General features: G+C 73.7%; 15 protein-coding genes. 13 read left to right on the forward strand and 2 right to left on the reverse strand.

Translation table 11 applies throughout. From position 1 onward, the window contains the following. The first annotated feature begins 114 nt into the window (after positions 1-114). Positions 115-2301 carry a nuclease-related domain-containing DEAD/DEAH box helicase gene (locus BMZ16_RS00985; protein ID WP_089797661.1) on the forward strand — a complete coding sequence of 729 codons (2187 nt, stop codon included), beginning with the start codon at positions 115-117 and terminating at the stop codon, positions 2299-2301. Positions 2302-2365: 64 nt separating this feature from the next. After that, positions 2366-3052, forward strand: coding sequence for a hypothetical protein (locus tag BMZ16_RS00990; RefSeq protein ID WP_089797663.1), 687 nt, complete (start codon positions 2366-2368; stop codon positions 3050-3052). Positions 3053-3067: 15 nt separating this feature from the next. Here the strand turns inward: BMZ16_RS00990 and BMZ16_RS00995 are convergent, their stop codons facing one another. Continuing rightward, positions 3068-4105 (reverse strand): LacI family DNA-binding transcriptional regulator, encoded by a 1038-nt coding sequence (locus BMZ16_RS00995; RefSeq protein WP_177199546.1) that lies wholly within the window; start codon positions 4103-4105, stop codon positions 3068-3070. Positions 4106-4352: 247 nt separating this feature from the next. Between BMZ16_RS00995 and BMZ16_RS01000 the strand changes: the two genes are divergently transcribed. The 7 genes from BMZ16_RS01000 (at position 4353) to BMZ16_RS01030 (ending at position 11497) form a co-directional block, all read left to right on the forward strand. After that, entirely contained in the window at positions 4353-5726 is a 1374-nt protein-coding gene (locus BMZ16_RS01000) for an ABC transporter substrate-binding protein (RefSeq protein ID WP_089797665.1), read from the forward strand. Then, the gene (locus BMZ16_RS01005) at positions 5726-6691 is read left to right on the forward strand and encodes a carbohydrate ABC transporter permease (protein ID WP_089797667.1); all 966 of its coding nucleotides are present in this window, start codon (positions 5726-5728) and stop codon (positions 6689-6691) included. The genes BMZ16_RS01000 and BMZ16_RS01005 overlap by 1 nt, the downstream gene beginning before the upstream one ends. After that, on the forward strand, positions 6691-7515 hold the full coding sequence (locus BMZ16_RS01010; RefSeq protein WP_089797669.1) for a carbohydrate ABC transporter permease: 825 nt from the start codon (positions 6691-6693) through the stop codon (positions 7513-7515). Before BMZ16_RS01005 ends, BMZ16_RS01010 begins: the two co-directional genes overlap by 1 nt. Continuing rightward, on the forward strand, positions 7512-8480 hold the full coding sequence (locus BMZ16_RS01015) for an alpha/beta hydrolase (RefSeq protein ID WP_089797671.1): 969 nt from the start codon (positions 7512-7514) through the stop codon (positions 8478-8480). Before BMZ16_RS01010 ends, BMZ16_RS01015 begins: the two co-directional genes overlap by 4 nt. A 135-nt stretch (positions 8481-8615) precedes the next feature. Then, positions 8616-10097 (forward strand): sucrose phosphorylase, encoded by a 1482-nt coding sequence (gtfA, locus tag BMZ16_RS01020; RefSeq protein ID WP_089797673.1) that lies wholly within the window; start codon positions 8616-8618, stop codon positions 10095-10097. A gap of 93 nt (positions 10098-10190) precedes the next feature. Next, positions 10191-10826 (forward strand): polysaccharide deacetylase family protein, encoded by a 636-nt coding sequence (locus BMZ16_RS01025; protein WP_089797675.1) that lies wholly within the window; start codon positions 10191-10193, stop codon positions 10824-10826. Further along, positions 10823-11497, forward strand: a complete 675-nt coding sequence (locus BMZ16_RS01030) for a hypothetical protein (protein ID WP_089797676.1) — start codon at positions 10823-10825, stop codon at positions 11495-11497. The genes BMZ16_RS01025 and BMZ16_RS01030 overlap by 4 nt, the downstream gene beginning before the upstream one ends. 8 nt (positions 11498-11505) lie before the next feature. Here the strand turns inward: BMZ16_RS01030 and BMZ16_RS01035 are convergent, their stop codons facing one another. Next, positions 11506-12537, reverse strand: coding sequence for a LacI family DNA-binding transcriptional regulator (locus tag BMZ16_RS01035; protein ID WP_089797679.1), 1032 nt, complete (start codon positions 12535-12537; stop codon positions 11506-11508). Between the two features lie 194 nt (positions 12538-12731). On the opposite strand from BMZ16_RS01035, the gene BMZ16_RS01040 reads away from it, so the two are divergent. The 4 genes from BMZ16_RS01040 (at position 12732) to BMZ16_RS01055 (ending at position 17857) form a co-directional block, all read left to right on the forward strand. Then, positions 12732-13658 (forward strand): carbohydrate ABC transporter permease, encoded by a 927-nt coding sequence (locus BMZ16_RS01040; protein ID WP_255366283.1) that lies wholly within the window; start codon positions 12732-12734, stop codon positions 13656-13658. A gap of 3 nt (positions 13659-13661) precedes the next feature. After that, positions 13662-14627, forward strand: coding sequence for a carbohydrate ABC transporter permease (locus tag BMZ16_RS01045; protein WP_089797681.1), 966 nt, complete (start codon positions 13662-13664; stop codon positions 14625-14627). A gap of 61 nt (positions 14628-14688) precedes the next feature. Then, complete coding sequence (locus BMZ16_RS01050; RefSeq protein ID WP_089797683.1) at positions 14689-16005, forward strand: ABC transporter substrate-binding protein; 1317 nt, start codon at positions 14689-14691, stop codon at positions 16003-16005. A gap of 91 nt (positions 16006-16096) precedes the next feature. Continuing rightward, positions 16097-17857 carry a glycoside hydrolase family 35 protein gene (locus BMZ16_RS01055; protein WP_089797686.1) on the forward strand — a complete coding sequence of 587 codons (1761 nt, stop codon included), beginning with the start codon at positions 16097-16099 and terminating at the stop codon, positions 17855-17857. The last annotated feature ends 94 nt before the right edge of the window (positions 17858-17951 follow it).

A 17951-nucleotide genomic window follows, 5' to 3' on the forward strand; every position in this document is an offset into this window, starting at 1 on the left:
CCCTGGGGGCGCGCCCGGGTGAGCCGTCCGGGTCATCGGGGTGGTCACCCCTCCGCCGTCTCATGCTCCCGCGCACCGCGGCCGATAGAGCCTCGACGGTGGGGAGGGACGACCATGCCTGCAGGGGACTCCGCGGCGCAGGAGGCGAGCCGCCAGCTCGCGCTGGCGGCCGCGCACGAGAAGGCGGCGGTCGCCGCGCGCGCGACCGCCTCGCGGTACGGGCTCGCCTCGGCGACCGAGCAGCGCACGGCGGCCGTGCTGGCGCCGCTGGCCGCCGCGGGCTACCACCTGCTCGCGGACCGGCAGTGGCCCGGCAGCCGGCGGGCGCAGGTCGACATGGTGGTCGTCGGGCCGGCCGGCGTGTTCGTGGTGGACACCAAGGCCTGGGCCGACGTGTCGATCGCCGGCGACCGCATCCACCGCGGTCAGGAGGACGTCACCGACGAGCTCATGGCGCTGGCCGACCTGGCGTACCGCACCGAGGGGGAGCTGGCCGAGGTCGGGCTGGCCCCGGGCGAGGTGCACGCGGTGGCCGTGCTGGCGGGGCGCTCCGGCGTCGACGAGCGCGTGGGGCCGGTGCACGTGGTGGGGGAGCGCGACGTGCTGCCGCAGATCGCGCGGCGCGGCTCGCGGCTCGGGCCGCGGCAGGTGGACCTGGTCCTGGCGCGGTGCCTGGAGTGGTTCCGCCAGGTGGGGGACCCGGCGCCGATCAGCACCACGCTGCCCGAGCCGGTGCTGCCGGCGCCGCGCGGTCCGCTGCCCGGCGGTCCCGCCGCGCGGCCGGCCACCCGGGAGCGCGACCACGCCGCCGCGCACGGCGGGTTCCCCGACCCCCGGGGGCCCGGCGGCGGCGCCACCTCGGAGCCGCCGGTCCCGCTGCTGACCGAGGAGGAGGTGCGGTCCGCGCTGCTCACCGGCCTCATGGCGGCACCCGTCGAGGAGTGGATGGCGTTCCTGCACCCCGCGCAGGCGCGGGTCGTGCGGCGCTCGTACAACGGGCCCGCCCGGATCCGCGGGGCCGCCGGTACCGGCAAGACGGTCGTCGGGCTGCACCGCGCCGCGTACCTCGCGCGCACCCGCCAGGGCAAGGTCCTGGTCACCACCTACATCCGGACGCTGCCCGACGTGCTGCGCCAGCAGCTGACCCGGCTCGCACCGGACGTCGTCGACCGCGTCGAGTTCGCGGGGGTCCACGAGACGGCCAAGCGCATCCTCGAGGAGCGCGGGGTGGAGCACCGCATCGACGGCCGGAAGATCGCGTCGGCGTGGACCGCCGCGTGGGGCCGGGTCGCGGGCGGCAGCGTCATCGACACCGACCGGCACGAGCAGGACTACTGGCACGACGAGGTCAGCTACGTCATCAAGGGGCGCGGCCTGACCCGCTGGGAGCAGTACGCCGAGCTGCCGCGCCTGGGGCGTCGGCACCGGCTGGGGCCGCACCAGCGGCGCGTCGTGTGGGAGCTGTACGAGGCGTACCAGGAGGAGCTGGAGCACCGCGGTGTCCACGACTTCGCCGACCAGATCGCCCTGGCGGAGGCCGAGCTGCGGCGCGAGCCCATGACCGGGCGGTACACGGCAGTGGTCGTCGACGAGGCGCAGGACCTGACGTGCGTGATGATCCGCATGCTGCACGCGCTGGTGGGTGACGCCCCCGACGGCCTGACGCTGATCGGTGACGGCCAGCAGACCATCTACCCCGGTGGCTTCACGCTGGCCGAGGCGGGCGTGTCCGTCGCCGGTCGCGGCACGGTGCTCGACGTCAACTACCGCAACACCCGCGAGATCCTGCAGTTCGCGTCGATGCTCGTGCGTGACGACGAGTTCGCGGACATCGAGGGCACCACCGCGCGCGGCGACCGTCCGGCGGAGGTGCAGCGCAGCGGCGCGAAGCCGGTGTACGTGCGGTGCGCCAACGAGGCCGACCGGCAGCGCCGGCTGGTGCTGCGCGTGCACGAGGTGGTGGCGGAGGTGGGCACGAACTTCGGTGACGTCGGCGTGCTGTCCCTGTCGCGCCGGGGCGTCGAGGCGGCCACGGAGTCGCTGCGCAAGGCCGGCGTGCCCGTGGTGAACCTGGAGCAGTACGACGGGGTGCCGGTCAACCGCGTGAAGGTCGGCACGGTGAAGCGCGCCAAGGGGCTGGAGTTCAAGCAGGTGCTCGTCGTCGACCCGTACGCGTCGTGGCTCACGGAGAAGCCCGAGGAGCTCGACGACGTGGACCGCGAGCGGCGCGACTACCGGCTGCGCGAGCTGTACGTGGCCATGACGCGGGCCCGGGACGGGTTGTGGGTGGCGTCGATCTGACGCCGCGGACGCCCGCCCCGACACCTGGCTGCCGCGGCGGGCGGGCGCCGGTAGGTTCGCGTCCGTGAGCCACCCGCCCGTCCCCCCGCACCCGTCCGCCGCCGCACCGGCGCCGGTCCCGCCGCGTCGCACGTCCCTGGCCTGGCCGGTCGTGCTGACCGTCGTCGGGCTGCTGCTGCTGGTGGCCGCCCTCGCGGCGGCCGTGGGCACGGTCGGCGGGTTCGTCGGTGCGGTGCGCAGCGACGTCCTGACGTCCGACGGGCGGCCGGGAGCCGCCGTGCTGGCGGCCGCACCCGCACCGGGGGCGGCGCGCGTCGACCTCGAGGCGGGGGAGCGCTACGCCGTCCACCTGGTGGTGCCCCGCAGCGCGTCCGGCGAGGACGACCGCCCGGACCTGCCCGAGGACGTGCTGCTCCTCGCGCCGTCCGGTGAGGTCGTCGCGGCGGACGCGTCGCCGGGCGTGACCATGACGAGCACCGCGGGGGGTCTCGTGGCGGTGTCGGTCGGGGCGTTCACCGCCCCGGAGACCGGGACGTACGAGATGGCGGTGCCGTCCGCGGGCCTCCCCGACGCGTGGGTCGCGCTCACGGCGGACAAGGCGTTCGCGCCGTTCTTCGCGTCGGTCTGGGGCACGGTGCTGGGGGTGTTCGTGGTGCTGGGCCTGGGGTTCGTCGGGTGCGGTGCGGTGGTGACCGGGGTGGTCTGGTGGGTCGTGCGGGCCCGTGCCCGCCGGCAGGTCGCGGGCGGCTGACCTCCCGGCGACGCGTCAGGCGGGCGCGACCGACCCGCGGGCGCGCAGCGGCACGGGCAGCCGGTGGACGCCCGGCCCGGTGCCGTCGCCGCCGACCTCGGCGAGCAGCAGCTCGACCGCGCGGCGGCCGAGCTCCTCGTGCGGGATGGCGAACGAGGAGACGCCCGGGCGCAGCCAGTCCGCCATGGGGTAGTTGTCGAACGACACGACCGACACGTCGTCCGGGATGCGCAGCCCGGCCTCCTGCAGCGCCTGGTAGGTGCCGAACGCGAGGCGGTCGTTGAAGCAGATGATCGCGCGGGGCCGGGGGTGGCGGGCGAGCAGCTCGTGGGTCGCGGCCCAGCCCTGCGGGGGGACCCAGTCGCCGCAGAGGTGCCCCGAGGCGGGCGCCAGGCCCGCGGCCCCGAGGGCCTCGCGGATGCCCGCGAGGCGTTCGACGCCGGCGACGGTGTCGGGCGGCACGTCACCCGGGTCGGGCCCGGCGCCGACCAGGTGGATCTCGCGGTGCCCGGCGTCGAGCAGCAGGCGTGCGGCGGCGCGGCCGGCCGCGGCCTCGTCGGGGACGACGGCCGGTGCCCGGGTGGTGCCGGCGGGCAGGGTGTTGAGCAGGACGGTGGGCAGCCGCTCGAGCTCGGCCGGCACGGCACGCGTCCGCGTGAACATCGAGGTCAGCATGATGCCGTCGACCCGGCGGTCGAGCATGGCGTCGATGAGGGCGCTCTCGATGGCGGGGTCGCCCTCGGTCTCGCCGATGAACAGCATGTAGCCGTGGTCGCGGGCGGCCTCGATGGCGCCCTTGATCATGTCGCCGGCCATCTGCCCGGTGGCCACGGTGTCGGACACGAGGCCGAGGGTGCGGGTCGTGCCCTTGCGCAGCCCGACGGACACGATGTTGGGGCGGTAGCCCAGGGCGGCGGACGCGTCCCGGACGCGCTCCTGCACGGCCTGCGAGATGCGCAGCTCCGACCCGCGGCCGGACAGCACGAGCGAGGCGGTCGTCGACGACACCCCCGCGGTGCGGGCGACGTCCGCGAGCGTCACGCGTCGGGTCACGTCCGTCCTTTCGTCGCGAGGATCCTAGGGGGTGCTCGTCCGGCGGTGGACCCGCCCCGCCCCGGCGGCATGTCCAGGCAAACCTGGACGAGTGTCCGGGGTGGCGGCGATGCGGCGCCGCCGTCACCGTTTCGTGATCCCACCTGGCTTGACAGCGGCTGCGCCGGATCGTCAGCATGACCGTGCTAAGACGATTTAGCAAGGGTCCGCGCCCCACGGACCTGGTCCGACGGAGAAGGAGACACCGGTGTCTCGTACGACAGGAAGGTCCCGGAACGCGGCTGCTGCCACGTCGCTGTTCCTGGCAGGCATCCTCGCACTGACCGCGTGCAGCGCCCCCGGCGCGAGCACCACCGACGAGCCCACGGCCGACGGCGACGGCGCCGCCACCGCCTCCGGCGACTGGACCTGCGGCACGGACGACGTGACGCTCGACGCGTACCTCGAGACCGGCTTCCCGCTCTCGAACGCCCTCTTCGAGGAGTTCGAGAAGCAGTACCCCAACGTCTCGTTCGACGTCCGCGAGGACCAGTTCGCCGTCATCACCCAGAACGCGCCCCGCGTCCTGGCCGACAACCCGCCGGACCTCATGCGCCTGCCGCAGATGTCCGACCTCGTCGACGACGGCCTGCTCTACAACCTCGACGAGGCCGCCGCGCACTTCGGCTGGGACGAGTGGCCCGCCTCGCAGCTCGCGCAGATGCGGGTCGACGACGAGGGCCGCCGTGGCGACGGCCCCCTGTACGCCATGGGCAAGAACTACTCGATGACCGGCGTCTTCTACAACACCGAGCTCGCCGCCCAGATCGGCATGACCGAGGCCCCGAAGACGCTCGCCGAGCTCGACGAGTGGATGCAGAAGGCCAAGGACGCCGGCATCACCCCGTCCACCCAGTTCAACGGTGGTGCCACCGGTGGTCTGGCGTTCCCGCTGCAGCTGCTCATGGCGTCCTACGGCGACGTGGACGCGATCAACGACTGGACGTTCCAGCAGCCGGGTGCGCGCATCGACACCGAGAGCAACATCAAGGCCGCCGAGCACCTGAAGAAGTGGATCGACGCCGGCTACTTCGCCGACGACATCAACTCGCTCGACTACTCGCAGATGATGGGCCGGTTCATCGACGGCAAGAGCCTGTTCATCTTCAACGGCGACTGGGAGTCGGGGAACCTCGACACCCAGATGGCGGGCAAGGCCGGCTTCTTCCTCATGCCCCCGCTCGAGGAGGGCGGCAAGGTCGGTGCCATGTCGGCCCCGCTGACGTTCGGCATCTCGTCCAAGGCGGCGAACCCGCAGTGCGCGGCGTTCTTCTTCGACTGGATCGCCACGAACGACGAGGCCCGCACGCTGGCCGTCGAGGTCGGCGGCTCGCACCCGATGGGCCCGGCCGACGCCTTCATGCCGGAGGTCGACCCCGAGTCCGTGACCGGCCAGACCCTCGCGGCCGGCGCGACGATCGCCGACGACAACGGCGCGATGGAGTTCATCGCCAACGCGACCGGTGCCATCTACGCCAAGAGCTGGACCCCGAACCTGCAGAAGCTCGTCGCGGGTGACCAGACGGCGGAGGGCCTGCTGCAGGCCGTCCAGGCGGACTACGAGAGCGAGATCAACGGCTGATGAACGAGATGCGGACGACCGGTGCGCCCGGTCGCCGCGAGGTCGCCGCTCCGGCGTCGACCAGCCTCGAGGCCAGGCGCCGCGCCCTCAAGGCGCGGCGCCTGCGCCGGGGCTGGGCCGCTCTCGGCCTCGTGGTCCCGGCTGCCTTCTTCTACGTGATCTTCGTGCTGCGCCCGCTGGTGCTCACGGTGCAGTACTCGTTCTACGACTGGAACGGTGTCGGTGCCTCGACGTTCGTCGGCGCCGAGAACTACACCCGCCTGGTCGAGAAGCCCGAGCTGCTCGGCTCGATCGTCAACGCGCTCGAGCTGATCATCTACTTCAGCTTCGTCCCCGTGATCCTCGGCCTGCTCACCGCCGCCACGATCCGCAAGTTCGCGGCCAGCCGGCTCGCGCTGGTGTCCCGCACGGTGCTGTTCCTGCCGCAGGTCATCCCGCTCGTCGCGGCGGGCATCATGTGGACGTGGCTGCTCGCCACCGACGGCCTGGTCAACGAGCTCATGCGGCTCGTCGGGCTCGGCTCGATCACCCGCGCGTGGCTGGGTGACACCAGCACCGCGCTCGGCGCGGTCGGCGTGATCGGCGCCTGGGTCGCGCTCGGTCTGTGCCTGCTGCTGCTGCTGTCCGGCATGACGAAGATCGACCCGGCCCTGTACGAGGCCGCGCGCATCGACGGTGCCGGCGCGGTCCGCGAGTTCTTCGCGATCACCCTGCCGAGCGTGCGCCAGGAGATCGGCGTGTGCGTCACCGTCACGGTCATCGCCGCGCTCGCCGCGTTCGACATCGTCTACATCTCCACCCAGGGCGGCCCGGCCAACTCCACGCTCGTCCCCGGCCTGGAGATCTACTACCTCGGCTTCTTCTCGCGCGAGGTCGGCCAGGCCTCCGCGCTCGCCGTGGTCTTCATGGTCCTGGTGCTGGCCGTCGTGCTCCCGATCCAGCGGCTGACGAAGGAGGAGGACTGATGATCGTCTCCCGCCGTGAGAGGTGGCTCGGCCACGCCCTGCTGATCCTCCTGATGGCCGTCACGGTCATCCCGTTCATCAGCCTGTTCGTCACCGCGCTGCACGAGCCCGGCACGTACCCGTCCGGCCTGGAGTGGCCCGAGACGCCGTACTGGTCGAACTTCGTCGACGCCTTCCAGGCCGCCGACATGTGGGCGCTGCTGTGGTCGAGCGTCCTCATCGAGCTCGGTGTGGTGCCCGCGGCGCTGCTCATCGCGACGCTCGCCGGGTTCTCGCTGGGCCACCTGCGTCCCCCGGGCCACCGGTGGATCTTCCTGACGTTCGTCCTCGGCCTGACGTTGCCGTTCCAGGCGATCATCGTCCCGCTGTACTACCAGATGCGGGACCTGCAGCTGCTGAACACCCGGTGGGCGATCATCCTGCCGCTGCTCGGGCTGTACATGCCGTTCGCGGTCATGTGGATGCGCGCGCACTTCGTGACGATGCCGCCGGACCTGTCGGAGGCCGCGCGCATCGACGGCGCGAACACGTGGAAGCTGTTCACGCGGGTGCACGTGCCGCTGTCGCGGCCCGCGCTGTCGTCGCTCGGCATCCTCATGTTCCTGTGGACGTGGAACCAGTTCCTGCTCGCCGTGGTGCTGGTGGACGACCCGAAGAACCGCACGATGGCCGGTGCCCTGGGCGCGTTCCAGGGGCAGTGGGGCACGGACGTCCCGCTGCTGTGCGCGGGCTCGCTGCTGATCCTCACGCCCACCCTGCTGGTGTTCCTCGCGTTCCAGCGGCAGTTCGTCTCGGCCCTGATGCAGGGGGCGCTGAAGGGATGAGCACGGCCGTGGCGGCACGCCCGCCGTTCGACCCCGCGGTCGCCGCCGCCCTGACGGCCCGGCCCGACGACGTCGTGACGACGCTGCGGGCGGACCAGATCGCGGCGCTGCGTGCCAGGGCGTGCCCGCCGGACCTCGACCAGGTCGCGGTGGCGACGCGCCGCACGCTGACGTGGCACGAGGCCCCGGGCCCGGCCGGCCCGGTCCGCGTGGCACTGCTGCGCCCGGAGGCCGACGGACCGGTGCCGGTGCTGCTCCACCTGCACGGCGGCGGCCTGGTCGTGGGCACCGTGTCCGACGACGTGCCGGCCGCCACGCAGCTCGGACCCGGGTGGGCCGTCGCGTCCGTCGACTACCGCCTGGCGCCCGAGCACCCGTACCCCGCCGCGGTCGACGACGCCTACGCGGCGCTCGTCTGGCTCGTCGGGCAGGCCGAGCGCCTCGGGCTGGACGCGGCGCGCGTGGTCGTCACGGGCGTCAGCGCCGGCGGCGGGCTCGCGGCGGCGCTCACGCTGCTGGCGCGGGACCGCGGCGGGCCGGCCCTGGCCGGGCAGCTGCTGGTGTGCCCCATGCTCGACGACCGCAACGACAGCGCGTCGGGCCACCAGATGGCCGGCGTCGGCACGTGGGACCGCACGGCCAACGCGACCGCGTGGGCCGCGTACCTCGGGGACGCCGTCGGTGGCCCCGGGACCGCGGCGTACGCGTCGGCCGCCCGGGCCGACCGGCTCGACGGGCTGCCGCCCACGTACGTCGACGTCGGTTCCGCCGAGACGTTCCGCGACGAGTGCGTGCGGTACGCGTCGCGCATCTGGGCCGACGGCGGCGACGCCGAGCTGCACGTGTGGCCCGGTGGCTGCCACGGGTTCGACGGGCTCGTGCCCGACGCGCCCGTGTCGCGTGACGCGCGCACCGCCCGCGCCCGCTGGCTGGCGCGCCTGCTGAACCGCGGCGCCACCCCCTGACGTCCGTCGGTGCCCGCCTTCCCCCCGGCGGTGGGCACCGGCGGACCCCCTCTTCCCTTCCCGACCGGTGGTCGCCCGCGTGCACCCCGGCGACCACGAGGCGACGATGGTCGCCGGACGACGACGGAGCCTGACGTGACGCACCACGGTCCCCAGCTGATCACCTACGCCGACCGCCTGGCGGGCGACCTGCCCGGCCTGCGGTCGCTGCTCGACGGCCCGCTCGCCGGGGCCTTCGACGGGGTGCACGTGCTGCCCTTCTACACGCCGTTCGACGGGGTGGACGCCGGCTTCGACCCGCGGGACCACACCGAGGTCGACCCGCGGCTGGGCACGTGGGACGACGTGCGGGCGCTGGCCGACGGGCGCGAGGTCATGGCCGACGTCATCGTCAACCACGTGTCGGCGGACTCGGCGCAGTTCCGTGACGTGCGGGAGCGCGGCGACGCGTCCCCGCACGCCCCGATGTTCCTCACCCTGGGGTCGGTGTTCCCCGACGGCGTGACGGAGGAGGACCTGGCGCGGATCTACCGCCCGCGTCCGGGGCTGCCGTTCACCGCGATGACGCTCGGCGGGCGTCGGCGCCTGGTGTGGACCACGTTCACACCGGACCAGGTGGACATCGACCTGCGCACGCCCCAGGCGTGGGACTACCTGACGTCCGTGGTCGACGCGCTGACGTCCGGTGGCGTCACCATGCTGCGCCTGGACGCGGTGGGGTACACCGGCAAGGAGGCAGGCACCGACTGCTTCATGACGCCGGCGACCGACGCGTACACCGAGCGGATCGTCGAGCAGGCCAAGGCGCGCGGCGCCCAGGTGCTGGTCGAGGTGCACGGGCACCACACGCAGCAGATCGAGATCGCCCGCAAGGTCGACCTCGTCTACGACTTCGCGCTGCCGCCGCTGGTGCTGCACGCGCTGACCGCCGGTGACCTCGAGCCGCTGGCCGGGTGGCTGCGCATCCGCCCCGCCAACGCCGTGACGGTGCTGGACACGCACGACGGCATCGGGATCGTCGACGTCGGCCCGTCCGACCTGCGACCCGGGGAGCCGGGCCTGCTGGCCCCGGAGAAGATCGACGCGCTGGTCGAGCGGATCCATGACAACTCCGGCGGCACGTCACGGCAGGCCACCGGCGCCGCCGCGTCGAACCTCGACCTCTACCAGGTCAACTGCACGTTCTACGACGCGCTGGCCCGCGACGACCGCCGCTACGTGCTGGCGCGGCTGCTGCAGCTCTTCGTCCCGGGGATCCCGCAGGTCTACTACGTCGGCCTGCTGGCCGGCGCCAACGACATGGACCTGCTGGCCGCCACGGGCGTCGGGCGTGACGTCAACCGGCACCACTACACGCCGGCCGAGGTCGAGGCGGCGCTCGAGCACCCCGCGGTGCGCGGCCAGCTCGCCGGACTGCGCCTGCGGTCGTCCCACCCGGCCTTCGACGGCGACTTCACCTGGGACGTCGACGGCACGCGCGGCACGTTCGTGCGCATCGCCGGCGACGCCCGCGCGACGCTGACGTTCGACGTGGCGGACGGCTCGTTCGAGGTGCGCGCGACCGGGGACGACGGCGAGCAGGTCGTGCTGACCGACGCGGACGTCGCGGCGGGCTGAGCGCCGGGCCGAGCGTCGGGCAGGTCGCCCGCCCGGGTGAGCCGGGGGTCCGTACGGCCCCCGGCCACCGGCCGGCTGCGGCAGGATGCCCGCATGGACGCCCCCGGCCCCGACCTCATCCGGTACGTCGACCCGGACCCCGCCGCACCCACGGCGGTCCTCACGTTCGACGACGGCCCGAACCCGCCGGACACCCTCACGCTGCTCGACGTGCTGGCGCGTGAGCAGGTCCGGGCCGTGTTCTGCCTGGTCGGGGTGCAGGTCGAGGCGCACCCCGACGTGGTGCGGCGGATCGCCGCCGACGGCCACGTCCTGGCCAACCACTCCTGGCGGCACGACGACCTGGAGGACTGGTCGCCGGACGCGGTCCGGGCGGACCTGCAGCGCACGCTCGACGCGATCCACGCCGTGGTCCCCGACGCGCCGGTGCCGTTCTTCCGCGCGCCGTTCGGCCACTGGGGCCGCACGGTCCCGGTGGCCGCCGAGCTCGGCATGGCGTCGCTCGAGTGGCAGCTGGCCGTCGAGGACTGGGTGCCGCCGGGCGTCGACGAGCTGGTCCGGCGGCTGGGCGGCGTCGAGCCGGGCGGGGTGGTCCTGCTGCACGACGGGGGCGGCGACCGCAGCCAGACCGTCGAGGCGGTGGCGCGCATGATCCCGCGGCTGCGGGCCGACGGGTGGGGGTTCACGGTGCCGCAGGGCGCGGGCGATGCCTCGGGCGCTGACCGGTGAGGGCCGCGCGCTGGGCGGCCGCACCGCTGGTCGCGCTGGTCCTGGTGGGCTGCACCCCGGACGGTGACGCGACGGCGGACCGCCCCGACGCGACCCCGACGGCCACGGCGGCGGCCGCGGCCGGTGACGGTACCGCGGACCTGCAGCCGGCGTCCGCGGTCGCGCGGCTGTCGGTCGTGGCGGTCGGGACCGCGGACGGCACGAACCAGCAGGCGCAGGTCAGGCTCGTGCCGCAGGTCGCCGCGACGGGGGACGTCGAGGTCCGGATCCAGGAGGGCGACTTCTGGCTCGTGGTCGACCCGGCGTCGGTGCCCTCCTGGCAGGGCCTGCTCCCCGCGGGCACGGAGGCACCGGCGGGGTACGCCGAGGCGTGGACGATGCCGACGACCGGCGGCCGGGGCCTGGGGATGCTGCCCGCCAACCCGTCCGGGATGTCCCCGGGCGGTGGGCAGCAGAGCCTGGTCACCCGGTGGCGCGGCTGGTCGGTGGCACCCGGCACGTCCTCGGCCGACCTCGAGGGCGGCCCCGGCGCGCTGGTGTTCGACGTGCCGCTGCGCGACGACGGGTCCCTCGGTGTCCGCGGGCTCGCGCTGCTCGACGCGGACCGCGCACCGGTCGCCTGGGTCCCGGTCGACGCGTGGCCGCAGGAGACGGACCCGGCGGCGTTCTGACCGGCGGGTCAGCGCACCCGCGGCGGGGCGGTGCTGCCGCGCACGACCAGGCGCGTCGGGACCACGACGTGGTGGCCGGCGAGGCGCTCCCCGTCACGGATCTGGCGGACCAGCAGCTCGACCAGCTGCGCGCCGATCGCGGTGAAGTCCTGCCGGACGGTCGTCAGCGGCGGCCACAGGTACTCGGCCAGCGGGACGTCGTCGAACCCGACGACCGAGACGTCCTCGGGGACGCGTCGGCCCGCCTCGTGCAGGGCGCGCACCACCCCGGCGGCCATCTCGTCGTTGCCGCAGAACACCGCCGTGACCTGCGGGTCCGCCGCGACCTCGGCCCCCACGCGGTAGCCGGAGGCGGCCGACCAGTCGCCGTGCCAGGCCGGCGGGACGGGCCGCCCGGCGGCGCGCAGCCGGGTGCGCCACGCGTCGGCGCGCACCCGCGCAGGCGTCGAGTCCAGCGGTCCGCCGACGTGGTGCACGGTCGGGTGCCCCAGGTCCAGCAGGTGCTGCACGGCGGACGTCGCACCCTCCACCTGGTCGGTGCCGACCGCGGGGTGGTGGCCCACGAACCGGGAGTCGGACACCACGACCGGCAGGCGGGGCGGCAGGGCCAGGGTGGCGGGCGTGGCGTCCTCGGCGCGGATGACGACCAGCCCGTCGATCGCCTGGTGGTCCAGGCGGCGCACCGCGTCGGACACGTCGGACGACGAGGGCGTCCGGACGTCGACCAGGCTGACGGTGTACCCGTGCTGCCGGGCGGCCTCGACGACACCCTCGAGGGTGCGGGACTCGCCCGTGCGGGTCAGCCGGTGCGCGATGAGGCCGATGGCGTGGAACGCCCCCGAGCGCAGGGCGCGGGCGGCGTGGTTGGGGCTGTAGCCCAGCTGGTCCATGGCCGCCAGGACGCGGTCGCGGGTGGCGGGGCGCACGTTGGTCGCGCCGGTGGAGACGCGCGAGACGGTCTGCTGCGAGACGCCGGCGAGCCGTGCGACGTCGGCGATGGACGGCCCGGCCCGGCCACGGGGTGAGGGCACCTGCGCCATGCGGGGGAGCGTAGCAGTGGTCGCGCGACCACCGATGGCGACGTCGCCATCGATCAGCGCCCGCCGGGTCGGCCTGCCGAAGAGGCCTCGTGATCAGGAGAACTCGGAGGTCTTGACATACTTCGACCCTTGGTGAAACTCTGCGACGACGTGCTGATGATGACGTCAACATCCGGCGCACGAAGGAGTGTCCCGTGTCCCAGACCGCCGTCGTCGCCGCGGTCCCGCCCGCCGCCGGCGCGCTGCCCCGGCGCCGCACCCGCGCCCGCTGGGCCGGGTGGGGGTTCGTCGGGCCGTTCATGGCCGTGTTCGCGCTCGTGTTCCTCGCACCCATCGCGTACTCGCTGTGGATCAGCCTGTTCCGCACGCAGCTGGTGGGCGGCACCACGTTCGTCGGGCTGGAGAACTACCAGCGCGCGCTGGAGGACCCGCAGTTCTGGTCCGCCCTGGGCCGGGTCACGCTGTTCCTGGCCGTGCAGGTGCCGGTCATGCTCGGCATCGCGCTGCTGGTGGCCCTCGCCATCGACTCGGGGCGGCTGTACGGGCGGGACTTCTTCCGCATCTCGATCTTCCTGCCGTACGCCGTGCCCGCCGTCGTCGCCACGCTCATGTGGGGCTTCATGTACGGCACGCGGTTCGGGCTGGTCGGCAACATCAACGAGGCGTTCGGGGTCAGCCTGCCGAACCCGCTGTCGCCGGACCTGGTCCTCGCCGCGATCGGCAACATCGTGACCTGGGAGTTCGTCGGCTACAACATGCTGATCTTCTACGCCGCGCTGCGCACGGTCCCCACCTCGCTGTACGAGGCGGCGCAGATCGACGGCGCCGGGCAGTGGCGCGTCATCACCGCCATCAAGCTGCCCGCCATCCGCGGCGCCCTGGTGGTGGCCGGCATCTTCTCGATCATCGGCAGCTTCCAGCTGTTCAACGAGCCGAGCATCCTGCAGTCCCTGGCGCCCAACGCGATCACCACGTACTTCACGCCCAACCTGTACGCGTTCTCGCTGTCGTTCTCCGGGCAGCAGTACAACTACTCCGCCACGGTGGCCCTGCTCATGGGCGTGCTCACCATGGTCATCGCCTACGTCGTCCAGCTGCGCGGCATGCGCAAGGAGGCGTGAGCGATGACCACCGCGACCCCCGCCCCCACGCCCGCGACCCCCGCCGCGACGCGCCGGTCCGCCGCGCCGCGCCTGCGCAGCACCCGCGGCCGGGCGCCCGGGGGCACCCGCCCCCGCAGCGCCGAGCGGCCGCGCCGGTCCGTGCTGCTCACGGTGCTCACCGGCATCGTCCTGCTGTACTCGCTGGTCCCGCTCGTGTGGCTCGTCGTCAACGCCACCAAGACGCAGGGCGACCTGTTCTCGTCGTTCGGGCTGTGGTTCGGCGACTCGTTCGCGCTGTTCACCAACATCGGCCAGACGCTCACGTACGACGACGCGATCTTCGTGCGGTGGTTCCTCAACACCGTGCTGTACGTGGTGCTGGGTGCCGGCGGTGCGACGGCGCTGGCGGTGCTGGGCGGGTACGGGCTGGCCAAGTTCACGTTCCCCGGCAAGCGCGCCGTGTTCGCCGTCGTCATCGGCGCCGTCGCCGTGCCCGGGACCGCCCTGGCCGTGCCGACCTTCCTCATGTTCAGCCAGCTCGGCCTGACCAACACGCCCTGGTCGGTGATCATCCCGTCGCTGATCTCGCCGTTCGGCCTCTACCTCATGTGGACCTTCGCCGCCGAGGCGGTCCCCACCGAGCTCATGGAGGCCGCCCGCATCGACGGTGCCACCGAGGCCCGCACGTTCGCGCAGGTCTGCCTGCCGCTGCTCGCCCCCGGCATCGTCACGGTGCTGCTCTTCACCATGGTCGCGACGTGGAACAACTACTTCCTGCCGCTGATCATGCTCAAGGACCCCGACTGGTACCCCCTGACGCTCGGCCTCAACGCGTGGAACGCGCAGGCCGCCACCGCCGGCGGTGAGGCGATCTTCCACCTGGTCATCACCGGGTCCGTCCTGACGATCGTGCCGCTGGTCGTCGCCTTCCTGCTGCTGCAGCGCTACTGGCAGTCCGGCCTGTCGGCCGGCTCCGTCAAGGAGTGACGCGGCGCCCGCCGCACCCCGCACCCCCGTTCTTCGTACGACGACGTGAGAGGACACCCCCATGACCCGCACCCCCCGCCGAGGCGCCGTCCGCGGTGCCGCCCTGGTCGGCGTGCTCGCCCTGACGCTGGCCGCCTGCAGCGGTGACGACGGCTCCGCAGGCGACCCGGACGCCGCCGCCGACGAGGGCGGCGAGCTGCTGGTCTGGGCGTGGGACCCCACCGTGGAGCCCATCGCCGACGCGTACATGGAGGCCAACCCGGACGTGACGATCGAGCTCGTCAACGCCGGCACCGGCAACGACCAGTACACGGCGCTGCAGAACGCGATCGGCGCCGGATCCGGCATCCCCGACCTGGCGCAGATCGAGTACTACGCACTGCCGCAGTTCGCGATCGGCGAGTCGCTGGCCGACCTCACCGACCTCGGCGCCGACGAGCTCGAGGGCACCTACACCCCCGGCCCGTGGTCGGCCGTGCAGCAGGGCGACGGCGTGTACGGCCTGCCGCTCGACTCCGGCCCGATGGCCATGTTCTACAACGCCGAGCTCTTCGAGCAGCACGGCATCGCGGTGCCGACCACGTGGGACGAGTACGTGGCCGCGGGCCGGGCGCTGCAGGCGGCGGACCCCGGCGTCTTCATCACCTCGGACACCGGTGACGCGGGCCTGGCCACGTCGCTCATGTGGCAGGCCGGCGGGCAGCCCTTCCAGGTCGACGGCACCACGGTGAGCATCGACCTGGCGGACGAGGGCTCGCAGCAGTACGCCGACCTGTGGCAGCAGCTGGTCGGGGAGGACCTGCTCGCGCCCATCAGCGCGTGGAGCGACGAGTGGTACCAGGGCCTGGGCAACGGCACCATCGCCACGCTCGTGACCGGCGCGTGGATGCCCGGCAACTTCGTGTCCGGTGTGCCGGAGGGGGCGGGCAGGTGGCGCGTCGCGCCGATGCCGCAGTGGTCGGCCGGTGAGTCGGTGACCGCCGAGAACGGCGGGTCGGCGATGTCCGTCATGGAGGCCTCGGAGAACAAGGCCCTCGCCTACGACTTCCTGGAGTTCGCGTCGTCCGGTGACGGCGTCGCGCTGCGGCTCGAGGGCGGCGGGTTCCCCGCCACGGTCGCGGACCTGGAGTCCGAGGAGTACCTCGCGCAGGAGTCCGAGTACTTCGGCGGGCAGAAGATCAACGAGGTGCTCGCGCAGGCCGCGGCCGACGTCGCCGAGGGCTGGCAGTACCTGCCCTTCCAGGTCTACGCCAACAGCGTCTTCAACGACACGGTCGGCCAGGCCTACGTCTCGGGCACGACCATCACCGAGGGGCTCGCCGCCTGGCAGGACCAGCTCGTCACCTACGGCGACGACCAGGGCTTCACGGTCGACTGACCGCCGGACCGCGCGCCCGGCACCCGGGCGCGCGGTCCCGTCCCTGTGTGACCCGAACGCCCCACGCCCGCGCGCCCCGAGGAGCTCCCGCATGCCCACGTTCGAGATCGGCGAGCAGGACTTCCTGCTCGACGGCCGCCCGCACCAGGTGCTCTCCGGCGCGCTGCACTACTTCCGCGTCCACCCGGACCTGTGGGCCGACCGCATCCGCTCGGCGCGGCAGATGGGGCTCAACACCATCGAGACGTACGTCGCGTGGAACGTGCACGCGCCCACCCCGGACGTCTTCGACACGTCCGGCCCGCGGGACCTGGGCCGGTTCCTCGACCTCGTCGCCGCCGAGGGCATGCACGCGATCGTGCGCCCCGGCCCGTACATCTGCGCCGAGTGGGACAACGGCGGTCTCCCCGCCTGGCTGTTCCGCCTGCCGGGGGTGGGGGTGCGCCGCAACGAGCCGACGTACCTGGCCGCGGTCGGCCGGTACCTCGCGCACGTGCTGCCGCTGGTCGCCGCCCGGCAGGTCACCCGCGGCGGCCCGGTGATCGCCGTGCAGGTGGAGAACGAGTACGGCGCCTACGGCGACGACCAGGAGTACCTGCGTGCGCTGGTCGCGATGACCCTCGCGCAGGGCATCGAGGTGCCGTTGCTGACGTGCGACCAGGCCGACGACGCGATGCTGGAGCGCGGCGGACTGCCCGGGGTGCACCGCACGGCCACCTTCGGGTCGCGCACGGCCGAGCGGCTCGAGGTGCTGCGTCGCCACCAGCCCACCGGCCCGCTGATGTGCATGGAGTTCTGGTGCGGCTGGTTCGACCACTGGGGGGCGCACCACCACACCACCGACGCCGCCGCCTCCGCGGCCGACCTCGACGCCCTGCTGGCCGCCGGCGGGTCCGTCAACGTCTACATGTTCCACGGCGGCACCAACGCGGGGTTCACCAACGGCGCCAACGACAAGGGCGTCTACCAGCCGACCGTGACGTCGTACGACTACGACGCCCCGCTGGCGGAGGACGGCACCCGCACCGCCAAGTACGACGCCTTCCGTGAGGTGCTCGGCCGGTACACCGACCTGCCGGGCGACGTGCCCCCCGTGCGCGGGCCCGCACCCACGGCCGTGCTGCGCGACGGGCGTCGCACGGTGGACCTGTGGTCCGTCGTCGACGGGCTCGACGGCTGGGTCGAGGCACCCGACGTGCCGACGTACGAGCAGGTCGGCGCGGTGGGTGGGTTCGTGCTGCACCGCACGACCGTCGACCTGCCGACCCCCGCGGTGCTCGCGTTCGGCGAGGTCCGCGACCGTGCGCAGGTGTTCCTCGACGGTCGGCCCGTCGGGGTGCTCGACCGCGCCGAGCACGCGACCTCGCTGACGCTGCCCGCCGTCGGCGTCGCCCGCCTCGACGTGCTCGTCGAGGACCAGGGCCGCGTCAACTACGGCCCGCGCATCGGGGAGGACAAGGGCCTGATCGGCCCGGCGACCCTGGGCGGCCGGCCGCTGACCGGGTGGCGGGTGCTGCCCGTCGACGTGGACGCGGTCGCGGCGTCGCCCGCGCTCGCGGCCGGTGCCGCAGCCACGACCGGTCCGGTGCCCGGCCCCTCGTTCAGCGTCTGGGAGCACGACCTGCCGGTCGCCGACCTGTTCGTCTCGACCCGCGGCTGGGGCAAGGGCGTCGTGTGGGTCAACGGCACGTCGCTCGGCCGGTACTGGTCGAAGGGGCCGCAGACCACGCTCTACGCGCCCGCCCCCACCGTCACGGGGCGCGGCGACCGCGTCGTCGTCCTCGAGCTGCTCGCCGGCGCCGGTGAGCTCGCGCTGGTCGACGCACCCGACCTGGGCCACACCGACTCCTGACCCCCGGCCGGGCGTGCCCGGCCGGTCGCACCACCGCAGCACCACGTACCACCCCGCACGACACGCACGACCCACCGTTCGCAGCGACCTCGGA

The sequence above is a fragment of the Cellulomonas sp. KH9 genome, from assembly GCF_900114185.1.
Lineage (GTDB): Bacteria > Actinomycetota > Actinomycetes > Actinomycetales > Cellulomonadaceae > Cellulomonas.